This window comes from Candidatus Pseudomonas phytovorans (genome assembly GCA_029202525.1).
Classification (GTDB): Bacteria; Pseudomonadota; Gammaproteobacteria; order Pseudomonadales; family Pseudomonadaceae; genus Aquipseudomonas; species Aquipseudomonas phytovorans.
The window spans coordinates 621,276-637,969 of sequence record CP119325.1; the positions used below are offsets into that span (position 1 = coordinate 621,276).

A 16,694-nucleotide genomic window follows, 5' to 3' on the forward strand; every position below is an offset into this window, starting at 1 on the left:
TAATGCTCGGCAGATTCAAAGTCCCAGTACAGGTATCCCAGATGAAACGTCCAAGTGGTCGCGCCGCCGATCAGCTCCGCTCGATCCGCATCACCCGCAACTACACCAAGCACGCCGAAGGGTCGGTACTGGTCGAGTTCGGTGACACCAAGGTCATCTGCACGGTCAGCGTGGAAAACGGTGTACCGCGCTTCCTCAAAGGCCAGGGCCAAGGCTGGCTGACCGCCGAGTACGGCATGCTGCCGCGCTCCACCGGTGAGCGTAATCAGCGCGAAGCCAGCCGTGGCAAGCAGGGCGGCCGTACCCTGGAAATCCAGCGCCTTATTGGCCGCTCGCTGCGTGCCGCGCTGGACATGAGCAAGCTCGGTGACATCACCCTGTACGTCGACTGCGACGTGATCCAGGCCGATGGCGGCACCCGTACCGCGTCCATCACCGGTGCCATGGTCGCCCTGTGCGACGCCCTGGCAGTGATCAAGAAGCGCGGCGGCCTGAAAGGCGGCAACCCGCTCAAGCACATGATCGCTGCCGTGTCTGTGGGCATGTACCAGGGCGAAGCTGTGCTCGACCTGGACTACCCGGAAGACTCCGCTGCCGAGACCGACCTGAACGTGGTAATGACCAGCGCCGGTGGCTTCATCGAGGTGCAGGGCACCGCCGAAGGCGCGCCGTTCCAGCCTGAAGACTTCAACGCCATGCTGGCGCTGGCGCAAAAGGGTATGAACGAGATCTTCGAACTGCAGCAGGCCGCTCTGGCTGACTGACTGTTCCTGTAGAAACAAAAAAGCCGACATAAATGTCGGCTTTTTTGTATCTGATGCACTCAGATGGTCAACGTCCAGTCATAGTCCACGATCAGCGGCGCATGCTGGGAGAAGCGCGGCTGACGCGGCAGGCGGGCATTACGCACGAAGCGGCGCAGGCCCGGGGTGAGGATCTGGTAGTCGAACCGGTAGCCCAGGTTGAGCATCTCGGCCTGTTCGTTATCCGGCCACCAGCTGTACTGGTCGCCTTCACGGCTGACCTCGCGCAGGGCATCGACGTAACCCATCTCGCCGGTGATCGCATCCATCCAGGCGCGTTCCGGCGCCAGGAAGCCTGGCGACTGCTGGCTGTCACGCCAGTTTTTGATGTCGAGCTTCTGCTGCGCCACGTAGAACGAGCCGCAATAGATGTATTCGCGACGCTTGCGACGCTGTTTGTCCAGGTACTTGGCGAAGTCGTCCATCAACTTGAACTTCTGGTTCAAGTCTTCATCCCCGTTCATGCCCGAAGGCAACAGCAGGGTGGCAATACTGACTTTGTCGAAATCTGCTTGCAGGTAACGCCCGTAACGGTCGGCTGTCTCGAAGCCCAGGCCGGTGATGACTGCCTTGGGCTGCATGCGCGAGTAAAGGGCCACACCACCTTGGGCGGGCACCTCCGCGTCGCAGGCATAAAGGAAATAGCCATCGAGCTGGAAAGCTGGGTCATCGAGTTCAAAGGCCGAGGCGCGGGTATCCTGAAGGCAGATGACGTCGGCATTCTGGGCTTGTAGCCAGCTGAGCAAACCACGCTCGGCCGCAGCCTGAATGCCATTTACGTTCACACTGATGATCCGCATAAATGGCCCCAAAAATCTCGTGCGTGTATGATACCCGAGCTCAACCCATTTAGCTAAATCCGTGGTGTCCGGGACTATTCATGCAGCCGTATCAGCGCGACTTTATCCGTTTTGCCATCGATCGCGGGGTACTGCGTTTCGGTGAATTCACCCTGAAATCGGGGCGTACCAGCCCGTATTTCTTCAATGCCGGCCTGTTCAACACCGGCTCCGCATTGGCCGAGCTGGGGCGGTGCTATGCCGCAGCCATCGTCGACAGCAAGATCCCGTTCGACGTGCTGTTCGGCCCGGCCTACAAGGGTATCCCGCTGGCGGCGACCACCGCCGTGGCGCTGGCCGACCAGCATCAGCTCGACGTGCCATGGTGCTTCAACCGCAAGGAAGCCAAGGCCCATGGTGAAGGCGGCAGCCTTGTCGGCGCGCCGCTGGCCGGTGATGTGCTGATCATCGACGATGTGATCACTGCCGGTACCGCCATTCGTGAGGTCATGCAGATCATCAACGCCCAGCAAGCCAAGGCCGCTGGTGTGCTGATCGCGCTGAACCGCGAAGAGCGTGGCAATGGCGAGCTGTCGGCGATCCAGGAAGTAGAGCGCGACTTCGGTATCCCGGTGGTCAGCATTGTTTCGCTGACCCAGGTGCTGGAGTTCCTGGCTGATGACCCGCAGCTCAAGCAGCATCTGCCGGCTGTCGAGGCTTACCGGGCGCAGTACGGGATCTGATCCTGGCCTGGAAATGAAAAAGGCGACCTTCTTGTGAAGGTCGCCTTTTTTGTGTCGCCTGTGCCGGCCTCAGTCCGTGCCGTACTTGGGCGATCGCGGCCCGTAGAGGATACCGCCGTTCGGGTAAGGCGCGAGTAGTCGAGCGCTGGCCATGCCGGCAATGGGGTAGCCGGCATCGTCCTGCACGCTGCTGATGATCTGGTTGATCGCCGCCGCTACGAGCATGCCGATCAAGCCGCCTTGGTTCTGCTGGTTCTCCTGGCTGGAGGCTGTGGCACTGCCAGTCCAGAGCGTGGTGCCGGTCTTCAGGTCGACCAGTTTGGCATTGGCGGTGACAATGGTCGCGCTGCTGATGACCATGTAGCGGGTGCCATAGTCGGATACCGTTACGTACAGGCCAGCGTCGGCGCCGAAGATTTCATGCAGTTTGGCAGTCGGTAGTTGATGAATATCCGCCGGGGTGGTCATGCCGTTCTGGCGGAAGGTTTCGTCTACCAGCGCCACTGGCATCACGTAGTAGCCAGCCTCTGCCAGTGGGTAGGTGACCTGCGACAGCATGCTGTAGGTCGCCTTCACATCGGGCGATTCGTTGAGCGGCGGCAGGATCAGGATCGACTTCGGACGACTTTGCTTATAGGCCGAGTAATCGATGGTCTTGCGCTCAGCGCAGCCGGTGAACAGGGCCAGGATGCAGGCGCCTGCCAGCAGTTGGGTGATGCGCTTGATCATTGCTGGGCTCCCTTGCTGGCATTGCTCATCAGGAAGTCCATATACGCCGCCGACTCGGGGAACAAGGCTTTTTCGGTGCGCAACTGCTGAATCATCTGGTCATCCTTGCCCAGTCCGGAGTACAGCAGGCCTAGCTGGGCGTGGTAGCCCGGCGGCACGGCGCCGTTCTTTGCCTTGATTTTCTCCAGGTCGCGCTCGAGGGCTGTCACCTGCTCTTCTTTCGAGTCGCCTTTCAGGTAGCCGTAAACCTGTGGCTGGTAGCTTTCCCACTGGTACAGCGGTTTAGGTGCGTTGCAGCCGGCCAGCAGAATGCTGCCCAGCACAAGGCCAGCGCAGCTGCGCATGGCCGGGAGGGTAATGCTCATGGAGGAGTCCTTCCTGGAATAAGGCTGTTACTGAGCCTTGGGGTTCCACTGGCCGCTTTCGACTGCGCCCACCAGTTTGTTCACCGCTTCGCGCATGGCCAGATCCAGGACCTTGCCGTTGAGCGTCGAGTCGTAACTTGCGGTGCCGCCAAAGCCAATGATCTCGCGGTTGGACAGCGCGTATTCACCTGCCCCCTGGCTTGAGTAGACCACTTCGGAAGTGCTGATGTTGACGATATTCAGCGCTACCTTTGCGTAGGCGATCTGGGTCTTGCCTCGTCCGAGAATGCCAAACAGCTGGTGGTCGCCGACTTCCTTGCGGCCGAACTCGGTGACGTCGCCAGTTACTACGAAGTCTGCCCCTTTCAGGCGTTGAGCCTGGCCCTTGATTGCAGCTTCCTGCTGGATCTCACTCATGTTGTCGCGATCGAGCACGCTGAAGCGGTTGGTTTGCTGCAGGTGAGTAATCAGGATGGTCTTGGCCTGGCCTCCGAGGCGGTCCACACCGTCAGAGAAGATGCCGCGCATGTAGCTGGAGCGGTTGTCGAACTTTCCGACGGCGATGGGAGCGCGCACGCCGCTATAGGGGCGGCTGACACTTTCGACCTGTTGCACGGCAACGGCGGTGGATGTTTCGGTAGCACAGCCGGCGAGGGACCCGGCAGCCAGCGCGGCTGCCAGCACGAGTCCATGTGATGCGTATTTCACGCGATTTCTCCAATAGATAAAACAATCTGTAGCAGGGGCGTAGGGCCGGCAAGCCGTCAGTACGCCCCAGTCAGGCAAATTAGCGAGGCTTGCGGTTGGTAATCAGGGTGCCCACGCCGCTGTCGGTGAAGATCTCCAGCAGCACTGCATTCGGAACGCGGCCGTCGATGATGTGCGAGCTGTTCACACCGCCCTGCACCGCATCCAGCGCACATTTGATCTTCGGCAGCATGCCGCCGTAGATGGTGCCGTCGGCGATCAGTTCGTTGACCTGTTCGGTGGTCAGGCCGGTCAGGACCTGGCCCTGCTTGTCCATCAGGCCGGCGATGTTGGTCAGCAGCATCAGCTTCTCGGCTTTCAGTGCCTCGGCCACCTTGCCCGCCACCAGGTCGGCGTTGATGTTGTACGACTCACCGTTGGCGCCCACGCCGATCGGCGCGATCACCGGGATGAAGTCACCCTTCACCAGCATGTTCAGCAGGTCGGTGTTCACGCTTACCACTTCGCCGACGTGGCCGATGTCGATGATTTCCGGGGTAGTCATCTCAGGGGTCTGGCGGCTGACGGTCAGCTTCTTGGCGCGGATCAGCTCCGCGTCCTTGCCGGTCAGGCCGATGGCGCTGCCGCCGTGGCGGTTGATCAGGTTGACGATGTCCTTGTTGACCTGGCCCCCGAGCACCATCTCCACCACGTCCATGGTCGCCGAGTCGGTGACGCGCATGCCGTCGATGAAGTGGCTTTCGATCGACAGGCGCTTGAGCAGGTCGCCGATCTGCGGGCCACCACCGTGGACCACCACCGGGTTGATGCCCACAGCCTTCATCAGCACGATGTCACGGGCGAAGCCGGTTTTCAGCTCCTCGCTTTCCATCGCGTTGCCGCCGTACTTGATCACCAGGGTCTTGCCGACAAAGCGGCGGATGTAAGGCAGTGCTTCGGACAAAACCTCGGCTACATGGGAAGCGGCATCGCGATCGAGGGTCATGCAGGGCTCCTGTAAGGAACAGATAGTCGGTCAGAACGGCAGTTGCAGCTCAGGTTCTACCCGCAGCAACTGGGTACGGAAAACATCCTTGATTCGTTGCAATTCGGCGTCGCTGTCGGCCTCGAAGCGCAGCACCAGCACCGGGGTGGTGTTGGAGGCGCGAACCAGGCCCCAGCCGTGGGTGTAGTCGACCCGCACACCGTCGATGGTGGTCAGGCTGGCTTCGCCCCAGTCGGCGTCGCGTTGCAGTGCATCAATGATGCTGAATTTACCCTCGTCGGTCACATCAATATTGATTTCCGGCGTGGAAATATCGTTCGGGAAGGCGGCAAACAGGTTTTCGGCGCTCTGCCCGGCCTTGCTGAGGATCTCCAGCAGGCGCGCGGCGCTGTAGATGCCGTCGTCAAAACCGTACCAGCGTTCCTTGATGAAGATGTGACCGCTCATCTCGCCGGCCAGCAGCGAACCGGTCTGTTTCATCTTCTTCTTGATCAACGAATGGCCGGTTTTCCACATTAACGCGCGGCCGCCTAGCTGTTCGATCAGCGGGGTCAGGCGACGGGTGCATTTGACGTCGAAGATGATCTCGGCGCCCGGATTGCGCGCCAGCACGTCCTGGGCAAACAGCATCAGCAGGCGGTCGGGGTAGACGATGCTGCCGGTGTTGGTCACCACGCCCACGCGGTCGCCGTCACCGTCGAAGGCCAGGCCAATGTCGGCACCGGTTTCCTTGACCTTGGCGATCAGGTCTTCGAGGTTTTCAGGCTTGCCCGGGTCCGGGTGGTGGTTGGGGAAGTTGCCGTCAACTTCGCAGAACAGCGGGATCACTTCGCAGCCCAGGGCTTCGATCAGCTGCGGTGCGACTACGCCGGCGGCGCCGTTGCCGCAGTCAACGACCACCTTGAGCTTCTTCGCAAGCTTCACGTCGTCGACGATCTGCCGGAAGTAGCGGTCAAGGATCTCGACCTTTTCCACGCGGCCTTCACCACGGGTCAGGTCATTGGTTTTCAGGCGCGTCAGCAGGGCCTGGATCTGTTCGTTGGCCAGGGTGTCACCGGCGATGACGATCTTGAAACCGTTGTAGTCCGACGGGTTGTGGCTGCCGGTCAGCATCACGCCTGATTTGCCCGCCAGCACGTTCGCTGCGTAGTACAGCGCCGGGGTGGGTACCAGGCCGACGTCGCTGACGTGGCAACCGGCATCGACCAAGCCCTTGATCAGCTGTTCGACCAGCATCGGGCCTGACAGGCGGCCATCACGGCCGACCGAAACCTGCGGTTCGCCCTGGGCCAGGCTCTGCGCGCCGATGGCGCGGCCGATCCAGTAGGCGGTATCGGCGTGGAGGGTTCTGCCGACCACGCCGCGAATGTCATAGGCGCGGAAAATGCTGTCTGGCAGCGCGGCGGGGACCAGGTGGGCCATGTCGTTCATCTCTGGAAGCTCCATAAGTCAAAGGCCTTCTGGGCAGGCGCAAACTGAACGCTTGGACGGTGCTTTCGCCAGAGAGTTCGCCATCCTTGGCCTGAACGGTCATTTGCCGGCTCAGTGGCTGCCGGAGTGACCGAAGCCGCCAGCGCCACGCTGGCTTTCATCGAACGCTTCGACGATGTCGAAATGGGCCTGTACCACCGGGACCAGCACCAGCTGGGCGATGCGTTCGCCAACAGCGATGGTGAACGGCGTGTTGCCACGGTTCCAGCACGACACCATCAGCTCGCCCTGGTAGTCCGAGTCGATCAGGCCGACCAGGTTGCCCAGCACGATGCCGTGCTTATGGCCCAGGCCCGAGCGCGGCAGGATCACTGCTGCCAGGCCCGGGTCGCCGATGTAGATCGACAGGCCGGTAGGAATCAGCAGGGTCTGGCCTGGTTCGAGGACGGTGTCCTCCTTGAGCAGGGCGCGCAGGTCCAGGCCGGCGGAGCCGGGGGTGGCGTAGGTCGGCAGCGGGAATTCGCTGCCCAGGCGTGGGTCGAGGATCTTGGCTTGAAGAGCGTGCATGTAACTTATTGAACCTGATTGAGCCGTTCGGCGATGAAGGCGACCAGTTGCCGGGCGATCTTGCCTTTGCTGGTCTGCGCGAAGAGTGTCTGGTGCTGCTGGCGGTCGATCACGGTCAAGGCGTTTTCTTCGCTGTTGAAGCCGATGCTGGGGTTGGCCACATCATTGGCGACGATCAGGTCGAGGTTCTTGTCCTTGAGCTTGCGCGTGGCGTAATCGAGCAAGTGTTCGGTCTCGGCGGCAAAGCCGACGCTGAACGGGCGGTCGGCGCGGCCAGCGATGGTGGCAAGGATATCGGGATTGCGCACCATCTGCAGCAGCATGCCGTCGCCGGTCGTAGGATCTTTCTTCAATTTTTGTGCGGCAACCACTTCCGGGCGGTAGTCCGCAACCGCCGCCGAGGCGATGAACAGGTCGCACGGCATGGCCGCTTCACAGGCCGCGAGCATGTCCCGCGCGCTGACCACGTCGATGCGGCTGACCCGGTCCGGTGTTGGCAGGTGCACAGGGCCCGTGACGAGGGTGACCCGAGCCCCGGCTTCGGCAGCCGCTTCGGCCAGGGCGAAGCCCATCTTGCCGGAGCTATGATTGGTGATGTAGCGCACCGGGTCGATGTTTTCCTGGGTCGGGCCGGCGGTGATCAGCACGTGCTTGCCGGTCAGGGCCTGGCGCTTGAAGCTTTCCGCGGCGCACCAGGCCAGGTCGGTGGCTTCGAGCATGCGGCCCAGGCCGACGTCGCCACAGGCCTGGCTGCCGGAGGCCGGGCCGAACACCTGAATGCCACGGCTTTTGAGCAAATCGAGGTTGGCCTGGGTAGCAGGATCGCGCCACATGGCCTGGTTCATGGCCGGGGCTACGGCAACGGTGGCGTCGGTGGCTAGCACCAGGGTGGTCAACAGGTCATCGGCCATGCCTTGGGCCATGCGCGCCATCAGGTCGGCGGTGGCCGGGGCGATCAGCACCAGGTCGGCCCACTTGGCCAGTTCGATATGGCCCATCGCCGCTTCGGCGGCCGGGTCGAGCAGGTCCATGTGCACCGGGTGGCCCGACAGCGCCTGCAGGGTCAGCGGGGTGATGAATTCGGCACCACCACGGGTCATGACGACGCGCACCTGCGCGCCGTGCTCCAGGAGTCGGCGAATCAGTTCGGCGCTTTTGTAGGCGGCAATGCCACCCCCTACGCCGAGAACGATGCGCTTGCGATACAGCCGCTGCATAGGCTTGCCTTTTTCCAGTGAGAGCGGGCGGCGACGTTTGAATATGCCTGCGGCAGTACGTCGCATGTACGAGGCGAAATAGATTAACACAGGGCCGAAATGGGCCGCAGCATGGGCAGAGGGGCGGGATGAATATCAGGGATTGGCCGGCTGAAGAGCGGCCGCGGGAGAAGCTGTTGCAGCGGGGGGCCGGGAGCCTGACCGATACGGAGTTGCTGGCTGTGTTTCTCGGTTCAGGTGTACGAGGGTGCAATGTCGTGGAGCTTTCACGAGGTTTGCTGGTGAAGTTCGGTAGCTTGCGCCGGTTGCTGGAGGCCGACCGCGAAGCGTTCATGGGTGAACTGGGTTTGGGGCCGGTGAGGTATGGTCAGTTACAGGCGTTGCTGGAGATCGGGCGCAGGCACCTGGCAACTTCGATTGAACGTGAATCAGCCATGGACAGCCCGGAAGCGGTGCGGCGCTATTTGAAAGCGATGCTGCGACATGAGGCCAGTGAGGTATTCGGCTGCCTGTTTCTGGATACCAAACATAGGCCGTTGGCGTTTGAAATCCTGTTCAGGGGCACGATAGACCGGACCAGTGTCTATCCGCGGGAGGTGGTGCGGCGGGCGCTGGTGCATAACGCTGCGGCATTGATCCTGTGCCATAACCATCCTTCTGGAAACAGTGAGCCGAGCCAGGACGATGTGCATCTGACTGTGTCGCTGAAGCGGGGGTTGGCGTTGATCGATGTGCGGGTGCTGGATCACCTCATCATCGGTGACGGGGAGCCGCTATCGATGGTCGAGCATGGGTGGATTGTGGCTTAGGGCTTTGTGCTGCCTGTGCCGGCCTCTTCGCGGGCTCGCCCGCTCCCACAGGTATCGCACCCACCCTACGTGTTGTGCAGTCCCTGTGGGAGCGGGCAAGCCCGCGAAGAGGCCGGTGCAGTTTTATTTGGTCACCGACACCTTGCTGAAATCCAGCCGCCCGAACGGGCTTACCTGGTACCCCTCGACCTCCTGGCGCAGCAGTGTCGCCGCCGTCGGGTGCGCCAGCGGCACCCACAACGCCTGCTGCTGGATCAGCGTCTGCGCCTGCTGGTACAACCGGCTGCGCACGCTTTGGTCATTGGTAGTACGCCCGGCGCTGATCAGCTGGTCCAGGCGGTTGTCGCAGAAGCGTGCGAAGTTGGTCCCCGACTCCACCGCCGCACAGGAAAACTGTGGGCTGAGGAAGTTGTCCGGGTCGCCGTTGTCGCCGGCCCAACCCATGAACAGCAGGTCATGCTCGCCAGCCTTGGCGCGGCGGATCAGCTCGCCCCATTCGATCACGCGGATTTCCGCTTTCACGCCAATTTTGGCCAGGTCGGCCTGCAGCATCTGCGCGCCAAGGCTCGGGTTGGGGTTGAGCAAGCTGCCCGACGGCCGCGTCCAGATGGTGGTGCTGAAGCCATCGCCAAGGCCGGCCTTGGTCAGCAGGGCCTTGGCTTTTTTCAGGTCCAGCGGGTAGCCGGGCAGGTCCTTGGCATAGCTCCAGGTGTTGGGCGGGTAGGGGCCGTTGGCAGCCACCGCCGAGCCCTCGAACACCGCCTTGAGGTACGCCTGCTTGTCGAAGGCCAGGTTGATCGCCTGGCGCACTTCCGGCTTGTCCAGTGGCGGGTGCTGGCTGTTGATGGCGACGAAGGCGGTCATGAACGCCGGGGCGGTGGCTACCTTGAGGTTGCCGTCCTTGCCCGCTTCAGCAACGTCCAGTGGCTTGGGCGACAGGGCAACCTGGCATTCACCACGCTTGAGCTTCTGCAGGCGTACGTTGGCATCGGTGGTGATGGCGAAGATCAGCGGGTCGACCGCCGGCTTGCCGGCGAAGTAGTCCGGGTTGGCGCGGTAGCGCACCACGGCGTCCTTCTGGAAGCGCTGGAACACAAATGGCCCGGTGCCTATCGGCTGGCTGTTGAGCTTCTCAGGGGTGCCGGCCTTGAGCAGTTTGTCGGCATATTCGGCGGAGTAGATCGAGGCGAAGCCCATGCTCAGGGTGGCCAGGAAGGTGGCGTCCGGGTGGCTCAGGGTGAAGCGCACGGTGTTCGGCGCCGGCGCCTCGATTGCCTTGATCAGGCTGCCCAGTTGCAGCGACTGGGCATGCGGGTAGCCGCCCGGTGCAGTCTTGTGCCAGGCGTGGGCTGGGTAGAGCATGCGCTGGAAGCTGAACAGCACGTCATCGGCATTCAGTTCACGGCTGGGTTTGAAGTACGGAGTATTGTGGAACTGCACGCCGTCACGCAGGGTGAAGTCATACATCAGGCCGTCGGCAGATACCGTCCAACTGGCTGCCAGGCTGGGTACCACCTTGCCTTGCGCCGCGTCGAACTCAACCAGGCGGTTCATCAGCACGTCGGCCGTGGCGTTGGTCGTAGTCAGCGAGTTGTATTGCACCACGTCGAAGCCTTCGGGGCTGGCTTCGCTGCAAACGCTCAGCGGGGCGGCCTGGGCAACGCCGGCAGCGAACAAGGAGGTGAACAAGAGTGAAAGGGCGGCGGCACGCATGGTGGCTCCTTGGCTGTCAGTGGCCCATCTGCCAGTGCAGTCTGGAAAAGGCCTACCCTAGTGCGCCCGCCGGCAAATGACCACACCCTTTTTTACAAATCCTGCGACGAGCGGTCGACGGCTGCCGGGGCCTGCCGCTATGCTGGCCCGGCGCGTTCTGGCGTGCGGCAATGTGTATCTACTGTTGTTGCAGCCAAGTCTTTCTGGTATAAAGCAGCGCTCTTTTCTAGGGGCTCGGCCTGTCGCATAAGCGGATCCGGTCGATAAGACCTCCAGAATCACGGCGCCCAGGCGCCAAAGACTGAGAGATTAAGCGGCCAACCCATGCCGGGTTGGGCATGTGGTTTTAGAGGGCTGAGTCATGTCGAGAGTCTGTCAAGTTACTGGTAAGGGTCCAGTAACCGGGAACAACATTTCCCACGCAAACAACAAAACCCGTCGTCGTTTCCTGCCGAACCTGCAGCACCACCGTTTCTGGGTTGAATCCGAGAAGCGTTTCGTGCGTCTGCGCGTTTCCGCCAAAGGCATGCGTATCATCGACAAGCGCGGCATTGATGCCGTTCTGGTTGACATCCGTAAAGCTGGCGCCAAGGTCTAAGGGAGAACATCATGCGTGAATTGATCCGTCTGGTTTCGAGTGCCGGTACCGGCCACTTCTACACCACCGACAAGAACAAGCGCACCACCCCGGACAAAATCGAGATCAAGAAATATGATCCGGTTGTTCGCAAGCACGTGGTGTACAAGGAAGCCAAGATCAAGTAATTGATCGGCGACCTGAAAAAAACCCGCTTCCGAAAGGACGCGGGTTTTTTTTTTGGCCATGCGTGGCTCAGATCATTTCTGCTCGAACATCACATAGATCTTGCGGCAAGGCTCCAGCACTTCCCAGGTGCCCTTGAACCCGGCCGGGATCACGAACCGGTCACCGGCACGCAAGGTCTTGGCCCCGCCGTCCTGGTCGCGCAGCACCGAAACGCCCAGCACGATCTCGCAGTACTCATGCTCGGTGTAGTTCACCGTCCATTGCCCCAGCTCACCTTCCCACACGCCTGCGGCAAACTGCCCGCAAGGGCTGGAATAGTGGTTATAGACCGCTTGGTCTGGCTCGCCCTTGAGGATTTTCTCCGCCGCCGGGCGGTAGCGTTCGGCTTCGGTGATGACCTGCGCGAAGTCGATGATGCTGTCGATTCTCATGGTGCGGCTCCTGTTGTTGTTTAATAAAATGAACATCAGTAGGCTTTTGAGCCTTTCGTGTCAAATATATTGATAGTTTACACCGGCTGGTTTAGGGTATCGCTTGCCCGTGTGCGCTCGTCGCCCGGCCAGAATTCTGACAACGCCTGTGAGTCCTCAGTGCGGCGTTGCACCTAAACAAGAGGAGGAGTTTCGTATGACTACCCTGACCCGTGCGGACTGGGAACAACGTGCCCAGCAACTGAAGATCGAAGGCCGCGCCTTCATCAACGGCGAATACACCGATGCCGCATCCGGTGAAACCTTCGAGTGCCTGAGCCCGGTCGACGGACGCTTCCTGGCCAAGGTTGCCAGCTGCGACCTGGCGGATGCCAACCGCGCGGTGGAAAACGCCCGCGCCACCTTCAACGCAGGCGTGTGGTCGCAACTGGCCCCGGCCAAGCGCAAGGCCAAGCTGATCCGCTTCGCTGACCTGCTGCGTAAAAACGTCGAAGAGCTGGCGCTGCTGGAAACCCTGGACATGGGCAAGCCGATCGGCGACTCCTCCAGCATCGACGTGCCGGGCGCGGCCCAAGCCATTCACTGGACCGCCGAAGCCATCGACAAAGTCTACGACGAAGTCGCTCCGACCCCGCACGACCAGCTTGGCCTGGTAACCCGCGAGCCAGTGGGTGTGGTCGGTGCCATCGTACCGTGGAACTTCCCGCTGCTGATGGCCTGCTGGAAAATCGCCCCGGCCCTGGCTACCGGCAACTCGCTGGTGCTCAAGCCGTCCGAAAAATCGCCGCTGACCGCCATTCGCATTGCCCAGTTGGCGATCGAAGCCGGTATCCCGGCTGGCGTGCTCAACGTGCTGCCAGGCTACGGCCACACCGTGGGCAAGGCCCTGGCCCTGCACATGGACGTCGACACCCTGGTGTTCACCGGTTCGACCAAGATCGCCAAGCAGCTGATGGTGTACGCCGGTGAATCGAACATGAAGCGCATCTGGCTGGAAGCCGGTGGCAAGAGCCCGAACATCGTCTTTGCCGACGCCCCGGACCTGCAAGCCGCTGCTGAGGCTGCTGCCAGCGCCATCGCCTTCAACCAGGGCGAAGTGTGCACCGCAGGTTCCCGCCTGCTGGTGGAGCGTTCGATCAAGGACAAGTTCCTGCCGATGGTGGTCGAGGCCCTGAAAGGCTGGAAGCCAGGCAACCCGCTGGACCCGCAGACCACTGTCGGTGCCCTGGTCGACACCCAGCAGATGAACACCGTGCTGTCGTACATCGAGGCCGGTCACAAGGACGGCGCCACGCTGCTGGCTGGCGGCAAACGCACCCTGGAAGAGACTGGCGGCACCTACGTCGAGCCGACCATCTTTGACGGCGTGACCAACGCCATGCGCATCGCCCAGGAAGAAATCTTCGGCCCAGTGCTGTCGGTGATCGCCTTCGATACCGCCGAAGAAGCCATCGCCATTGCCAACGACACGCCGTATGGCCTGGCGGCTGGCATCTGGACGTCGGACATTTCCAAGGCCCACAAGACCGCCCGTGCCGTGCGCGCTGGCAGCGTCTGGGTCAACCAGTACGACGGCGGCGACATGACCGCGCCGTTCGGTGGCTTCAAGCAGTCGGGCAACGGCCGCGACAAGTCGCTGCATGCGCTGGAGAAATACACCGAGCTGAAGGCGACCTGGATCAAGCTGTAATCGCAAGGGGCCGCTTTGCGGCCCATTCGCGGGCACGCCCGCTCCCACAGGTCCCCCGCTGCCTTTGAAAAGGATGGGGAACTTGTGGGAGCGGGCTTGTCCCGCGAATGGGCCTGGAAAAACCAGCCTGGGAGGCTGCAATGCGTTGGGGCACTTATTTCGCCGTACTGGCATCGGTGCTCAGTGTCGGGCTGGCGCTCGGCGTGAGCATGCCGCTGGTATCCCTGCGCCTGGAAGGCTGGGGCTATGGCAGTTTCGCCATCGGCGTAATGGCCGCGATGCCTGCGCTGGGTGTACTGGCCGGTGCCAGCCTGGCCAGCCGCCTGGCCGGCTGGGTCGGCGTACCTTCGGCCATGCGCATTTGCCTGTGGGGCGGTGCGCTGTCGATCGGCCTGCTCGCCCTGCTGCCCAGTTACCCGCTGTGGCTGCTGCTGCGCCTGATGATCGGTATGTCCCTGACCGTGGTATTCATCCTCGGCGAAAGCTGGATCAACCAACTTGTGGTCGAGCAATGGCGTGGCCGCCTGGTAGCGCTGTATGGCAGCAGCTACGCGTTGAGCCAGCTGGCGGGGCCGCTGGTGCTGGGCTTCCTTGGGTCCGATGACGACTTCGGTTTCTGGGCCGCGACCGGCTTGTTGTTGGTCGCGCCGCTGATCCTCTTGGGGCGTGGCGGTGCGCCGAGCACGGAAGCCTGCAACGTTACCTTCAGCGACCTGTTCGCGTTCTGCCGGCGCTTGCCGGTGATTGCCTGGGCCATTGCGCTGTTTGCTTCGTTCGAGGCGATGATCCTCACCTTGTTGCCGGTGTATTGCCTGCAGCAGGGCTTTACCACCGAGATCGCCCTGTTCATGGTCAGTACCGTGGTGGTGGGTGACGCGGTGTTGCAGTTGCCCATCGGCGCCTTGGCTGACCATATGTCGCGCCGCACCCTGTTCACCGGCTGTGCGGTGACCCTGCTGGTGTCCAGCTTGGCGATTCCGCTGCTGCTGCATACCCCGGCGATCTGGCCGCTGTGGGTGTTGTTCGGGGCCAGTGCAGGGGGCTTGTTCACCTTGTCGCTGGTGCTGATTGGCGAGCGCTACCGGGATGATGCGCTGGTGCGGGCCAACGCCCATGTGGCGCAGCTGTGGGGTATTGGCTGCTTGCTTGGGCCGTTGCTGGCAGGTGCGGGTAGCCAGTGGGTCAGTGGGCATGCGTTGCTGCTGCTGATGGCGGTTGGGGCTGCGGGGTTAGTGGTGTTGACCCAACGGCGCGGGGCCTTTGAGGCTGTGTCTGTCTGATCGATTTTGGGGCCGCTTTGTGGCCCATCGCCGGCAAGCCAGCTCCCACATGTACAGTGCAAATCCTGGGTCTTGTGCAGTACCTGTGGGAGCTGGCTTGCCGGCGATGAGGCCCTCAGCTACAACATCTTCTCCAAGCCAACCGCCTTGCTGATCCAGGCATTGAACCGCCGCCACATCCCACCCGGCTCGGAGGTCAGCACATGCCGCTGGCCATTGTCCTCGGTCGCCCACACCAGCTTGTTCCCCACCAGCTTGATCTGGTAACTCAACGCCGGCGCCATACCCTGAATTGCCAGTTCACGGGTGTATTCGGCCAGCTCCGGGCTATCCACCAGCACCCCGACCTCGGTGTTCCACAGCACCGAGCGCGGGTCGAAGTTGAACGAGCCGATGAAGGTCTTGCGCCGGTCGAACACGATTGCCTTGGTATGCAGGCTGGAATCCGAGCTGCCACGAAAACTCAACCGCCCCGCACTGGGATCGCCTGGCTGGCGGCGAAGCTCGTAAAGCTGCACGCCATGCTCCAGCAAGGCCCGGCGATAGGGCGCGTAGCCGCCATGCACTGCCGGCACATCGGTGGCTTCCAGTGAGTTGGTCAGCAGCTTCACCGACACGCCAGCGTCGGCGCGGCCGGTCAGGTACAGCAACCCCGGCTCGCCCGGCACAAAGTAGGCCGATGCCAGGATCAACTCGCGGTGCACGTTGGCCAGGTCCGGGGCCAGTTGTTGGCTCAGCAGCAGTTGCGGGTCTGGCTCATCGTCGGCCAATACCTTGCTTGGTGCATCCCATAGCGCCTGGGCGTGGGCCCAGATCAGCTCGTTGCGCCACACATCCAGGCGCGGCTGGGACTGGTAGGCCATCAGGCGGTCGTACAAGGCCTTGCGCCGGGTCCTGGCTTCGGCCAGCGACACTTCCAGGCGATGACGGCTGGCACGCAGGTCGTCGGCATCGGGGTCGCGCCAGAGGAAGTCGGTGATCGGCCGGCTGAGGGCGCTGTTCCAGTATTGGTCGAAACTGTGCCCGAGCTGTTCGGCCACAGGCCCTACACCCAGCAGGTCGATGTCGGTGAAGTTGAGGTTGGGTTCGGCATCGAAATACTCGTCGCCCAGGTTACGCCCGCCGACAATCGCCATGCTGTTGTCCACCAGGAACAGCTTGTTGTGCATGCGCCGGTGCTGGCGCGACAGATTGAACAACCGGCCCACGGCGCGCGTTACGCCTGTGCTGCGGCCCAGGTGCAACGGGTTGAACACGCGGATCTGGATGTTCGGGTGGGCGTCGAGTGTGCCCATGATGGTGTCCAGGCCGTCGCTGGTGGTGTCGTCAAGCAGGATGCGCACACGCACGCCACGGTCTGCGGCACGCAGCAATTCGTGCACCAGGGCGCGGGTGCTGAGGCCGTCGTGGACGATGTAGTACTGCAGGTCGATGCTGGCCTGGGCGTTGCGGATCAACTCGGCACGGGCGCGAAAAGCCTCGTTGCTGTTGGGCAGCAGGCGAAAGCCGGAGCGGCCACCGTAAGGGGCCGCCTGACGCAGCACCGAGCGGCCAAAGGCGGAGTCGTTGGCGGGCAGCGCCTGGCTGGTTTCGCGGGGCGCACTGACGCTGGCGCAGCCTGTAAGGCCGAGCAGCATCAGCAGCAGAGACAAGGCTCGCTGGGGTCTCAAAGATGGTT

The 16,694-nt window shown here is 62.2% G+C and carries 18 protein-coding genes; 7 read left to right on the plus strand and 11 right to left on the minus strand.

Annotated elements, in window-relative coordinates:
• The first annotated feature begins 41 nt into the window (after positions 1-41).
• Complete coding sequence (gene rph / locus P0Y58_02735) at positions 42-764, plus strand: ribonuclease PH (GenBank protein WEK31125.1); 723 nt, start codon at positions 42-44, stop codon at positions 762-764.
• Between the two features lie 59 nt (positions 765-823).
• Here rph and P0Y58_02740 read toward each other — a convergent pair whose 3' ends face one another.
• Positions 824-1,603, minus strand: coding sequence for an exodeoxyribonuclease III (locus tag P0Y58_02740; GenBank protein ID WEK31126.1), 780 nt, complete (start codon positions 1,601-1,603; stop codon positions 824-826).
• A gap of 80 nt (positions 1,604-1,683) precedes the next feature.
• On the opposite strand from P0Y58_02740, the gene pyrE reads away from it, so the two are divergent.
• On the plus strand, positions 1,684-2,325 hold the full coding sequence (pyrE, locus tag P0Y58_02745) for an orotate phosphoribosyltransferase (protein WEK31127.1): 642 nt from the start codon (positions 1,684-1,686) through the stop codon (positions 2,323-2,325).
• Between the two features lie 69 nt (positions 2,326-2,394).
• On the opposite strand, the gene P0Y58_02750 is transcribed toward pyrE, so the two are convergent.
• From P0Y58_02750 to coaBC, 7 genes are all read right to left on the minus strand, one after another.
• On the minus strand, positions 2,395-3,054 hold the full coding sequence (locus tag P0Y58_02750) for a DUF799 domain-containing protein (protein ID WEK31128.1): 660 nt from the start codon (positions 3,052-3,054) through the stop codon (positions 2,395-2,397).
• Positions 3,051-3,419, minus strand: coding sequence for a DUF4810 domain-containing protein (locus tag P0Y58_02755; GenBank protein WEK31129.1), 369 nt, complete (start codon positions 3,417-3,419; stop codon positions 3,051-3,053). The genes P0Y58_02750 and P0Y58_02755 overlap by 4 nt, the downstream gene beginning before the upstream one ends.
• 27 nt (positions 3,420-3,446) lie before the next feature.
• Positions 3,447-4,127: a CsgG/HfaB family protein gene (locus P0Y58_02760; protein ID WEK31130.1), complete on the minus strand. Its 681-nt coding sequence runs from the start codon at positions 4,125-4,127 to the stop codon at positions 3,447-3,449.
• A gap of 79 nt (positions 4,128-4,206) precedes the next feature.
• Positions 4,207-5,112: an acetylglutamate kinase gene (gene argB / locus P0Y58_02765; protein ID WEK31131.1), complete on the minus strand. Its 906-nt coding sequence runs from the start codon at positions 5,110-5,112 to the stop codon at positions 4,207-4,209.
• Positions 5,113-5,142: 30 nt separating this feature from the next.
• Complete coding sequence (locus P0Y58_02770; protein WEK31132.1) at positions 5,143-6,543, minus strand: phosphomannomutase/phosphoglucomutase; 1,401 nt, start codon at positions 6,541-6,543, stop codon at positions 5,143-5,145.
• Between the two features lie 111 nt (positions 6,544-6,654).
• Positions 6,655-7,110, minus strand: coding sequence for a dUTP diphosphatase (gene dut, locus P0Y58_02775; GenBank protein WEK31133.1), 456 nt, complete (start codon positions 7,108-7,110; stop codon positions 6,655-6,657).
• A 5-nt stretch (positions 7,111-7,115) separates the two neighbouring features.
• Positions 7,116-8,327 (minus strand): bifunctional phosphopantothenoylcysteine decarboxylase/phosphopantothenate--cysteine ligase CoaBC, encoded by a 1,212-nt coding sequence (gene coaBC / locus P0Y58_02780; GenBank protein WEK31134.1) that lies wholly within the window; start codon positions 8,325-8,327, stop codon positions 7,116-7,118.
• 128 nt (positions 8,328-8,455) lie between these two features.
• On the opposite strand from coaBC, the gene radC reads away from it, so the two are divergent.
• Positions 8,456-9,136: a DNA repair protein RadC gene (gene radC / locus P0Y58_02785; protein WEK31135.1), complete on the plus strand. Its 681-nt coding sequence runs from the start codon at positions 8,456-8,458 to the stop codon at positions 9,134-9,136.
• A 123-nt stretch (positions 9,137-9,259) separates the two neighbouring features.
• On the opposite strand, the gene P0Y58_02790 is transcribed toward radC, so the two are convergent.
• Positions 9,260-10,849 carry an ABC transporter substrate-binding protein gene (locus P0Y58_02790; protein ID WEK31136.1) on the minus strand — a complete coding sequence of 530 codons (1,590 nt, stop codon included), beginning with the start codon at positions 10,847-10,849 and terminating at the stop codon, positions 9,260-9,262.
• 361 nt (positions 10,850-11,210) lie between these two features.
• On the opposite strand from P0Y58_02790, the gene rpmB reads away from it, so the two are divergent.
• Positions 11,211-11,447 carry a 50S ribosomal protein L28 gene (rpmB, locus tag P0Y58_02795; GenBank protein ID WEK31137.1) on the plus strand — a complete coding sequence of 79 codons (237 nt, stop codon included), beginning with the start codon at positions 11,211-11,213 and terminating at the stop codon, positions 11,445-11,447.
• An 11-nt stretch (positions 11,448-11,458) separates the two neighbouring features.
• Positions 11,459-11,614, plus strand: coding sequence for a 50S ribosomal protein L33 (rpmG, locus tag P0Y58_02800; protein WEK31138.1), 156 nt, complete (start codon positions 11,459-11,461; stop codon positions 11,612-11,614).
• 72 nt (positions 11,615-11,686) lie between these two features.
• Here rpmG and P0Y58_02805 read toward each other — a convergent pair whose 3' ends face one another.
• Positions 11,687-12,046 (minus strand): cupin domain-containing protein, encoded by a 360-nt coding sequence (locus tag P0Y58_02805; GenBank protein WEK31139.1) that lies wholly within the window; start codon positions 12,044-12,046, stop codon positions 11,687-11,689.
• Positions 12,047-12,242: 196 nt separating this feature from the next.
• On the opposite strand from P0Y58_02805, the gene P0Y58_02810 reads away from it, so the two are divergent.
• Both P0Y58_02810 and P0Y58_02815 read left to right on the plus strand, forming a co-directional pair.
• Positions 12,243-13,736, plus strand: a complete 1,494-nt coding sequence (locus P0Y58_02810; GenBank protein WEK31140.1) for an aldehyde dehydrogenase — start codon at positions 12,243-12,245, stop codon at positions 13,734-13,736.
• A gap of 140 nt (positions 13,737-13,876) precedes the next feature.
• Positions 13,877-15,016 (plus strand): MFS transporter, encoded by a 1,140-nt coding sequence (locus P0Y58_02815; protein ID WEK31141.1) that lies wholly within the window; start codon positions 13,877-13,879, stop codon positions 15,014-15,016.
• 119 nt (positions 15,017-15,135) lie between these two features.
• Here P0Y58_02815 and P0Y58_02820 read toward each other — a convergent pair whose 3' ends face one another.
• Positions 15,136-16,686, minus strand: a complete 1,551-nt coding sequence (locus P0Y58_02820; protein ID WEK31142.1) for a phospholipase D family protein — start codon at positions 16,684-16,686, stop codon at positions 15,136-15,138.
• Between the last annotated feature and the right edge of the window lie 8 nt (positions 16,687-16,694).

Excerpts from the sequence above, each read along its gene's own strand:
- rph (WEK31125.1), top strand. The coding sequence starts at position 42 with ATGAAACGTCCAAGTGGTCGCGCCGCCGATCAGCTCCGCTCGATCCGC.
- P0Y58_02740 (WEK31126.1), bottom strand. The coding sequence starts at position 1,603 with ATGCGGATCATCAGTGTGAACGTAAATGGCATTCAGGCTGCGGCCGAG.
- pyrE (WEK31127.1), top strand. The coding sequence starts at position 1,684 with ATGCAGCCGTATCAGCGCGACTTTATCCGTTTTGCCATCGATCGCGGG.
- P0Y58_02750 (WEK31128.1), bottom strand. The coding sequence starts at position 3,054 with ATGATCAAGCGCATCACCCAACTGCTGGCAGGCGCCTGCATCCTGGCC.
- P0Y58_02755 (WEK31129.1), bottom strand. The coding sequence starts at position 3,419 with ATGAGCATTACCCTCCCGGCCATGCGCAGCTGCGCTGGCCTTGTGCTG.
- argB (WEK31131.1), bottom strand. The coding sequence starts at position 5,112 with ATGACCCTCGATCGCGATGCCGCTTCCCATGTAGCCGAGGTTTTGTCC.
- P0Y58_02770 (WEK31132.1), bottom strand. The coding sequence starts at position 6,543 with ATGAACGACATGGCCCACCTGGTCCCCGCCGCGCTGCCAGACAGCATT.
- dut (WEK31133.1), bottom strand. The coding sequence starts at position 7,110 with ATGCACGCTCTTCAAGCCAAGATCCTCGACCCACGCCTGGGCAGCGAA.
- coaBC (WEK31134.1), bottom strand. The coding sequence starts at position 8,327 with ATGCAGCGGCTGTATCGCAAGCGCATCGTTCTCGGCGTAGGGGGTGGC.
- radC (WEK31135.1), top strand. The coding sequence starts at position 8,456 with ATGAATATCAGGGATTGGCCGGCTGAAGAGCGGCCGCGGGAGAAGCTG.
- P0Y58_02790 (WEK31136.1), bottom strand. The coding sequence starts at position 10,849 with ATGCGTGCCGCCGCCCTTTCACTCTTGTTCACCTCCTTGTTCGCTGCC.
- rpmB (WEK31137.1), top strand. The coding sequence starts at position 11,211 with ATGTCGAGAGTCTGTCAAGTTACTGGTAAGGGTCCAGTAACCGGGAAC.
- rpmG (WEK31138.1), top strand. The coding sequence starts at position 11,459 with ATGCGTGAATTGATCCGTCTGGTTTCGAGTGCCGGTACCGGCCACTTC.
- P0Y58_02805 (WEK31139.1), bottom strand. The coding sequence starts at position 12,046 with ATGAGAATCGACAGCATCATCGACTTCGCGCAGGTCATCACCGAAGCC.
- P0Y58_02810 (WEK31140.1), top strand. The coding sequence starts at position 12,243 with ATGACTACCCTGACCCGTGCGGACTGGGAACAACGTGCCCAGCAACTG.
- P0Y58_02815 (WEK31141.1), top strand. The coding sequence starts at position 13,877 with ATGCGTTGGGGCACTTATTTCGCCGTACTGGCATCGGTGCTCAGTGTC.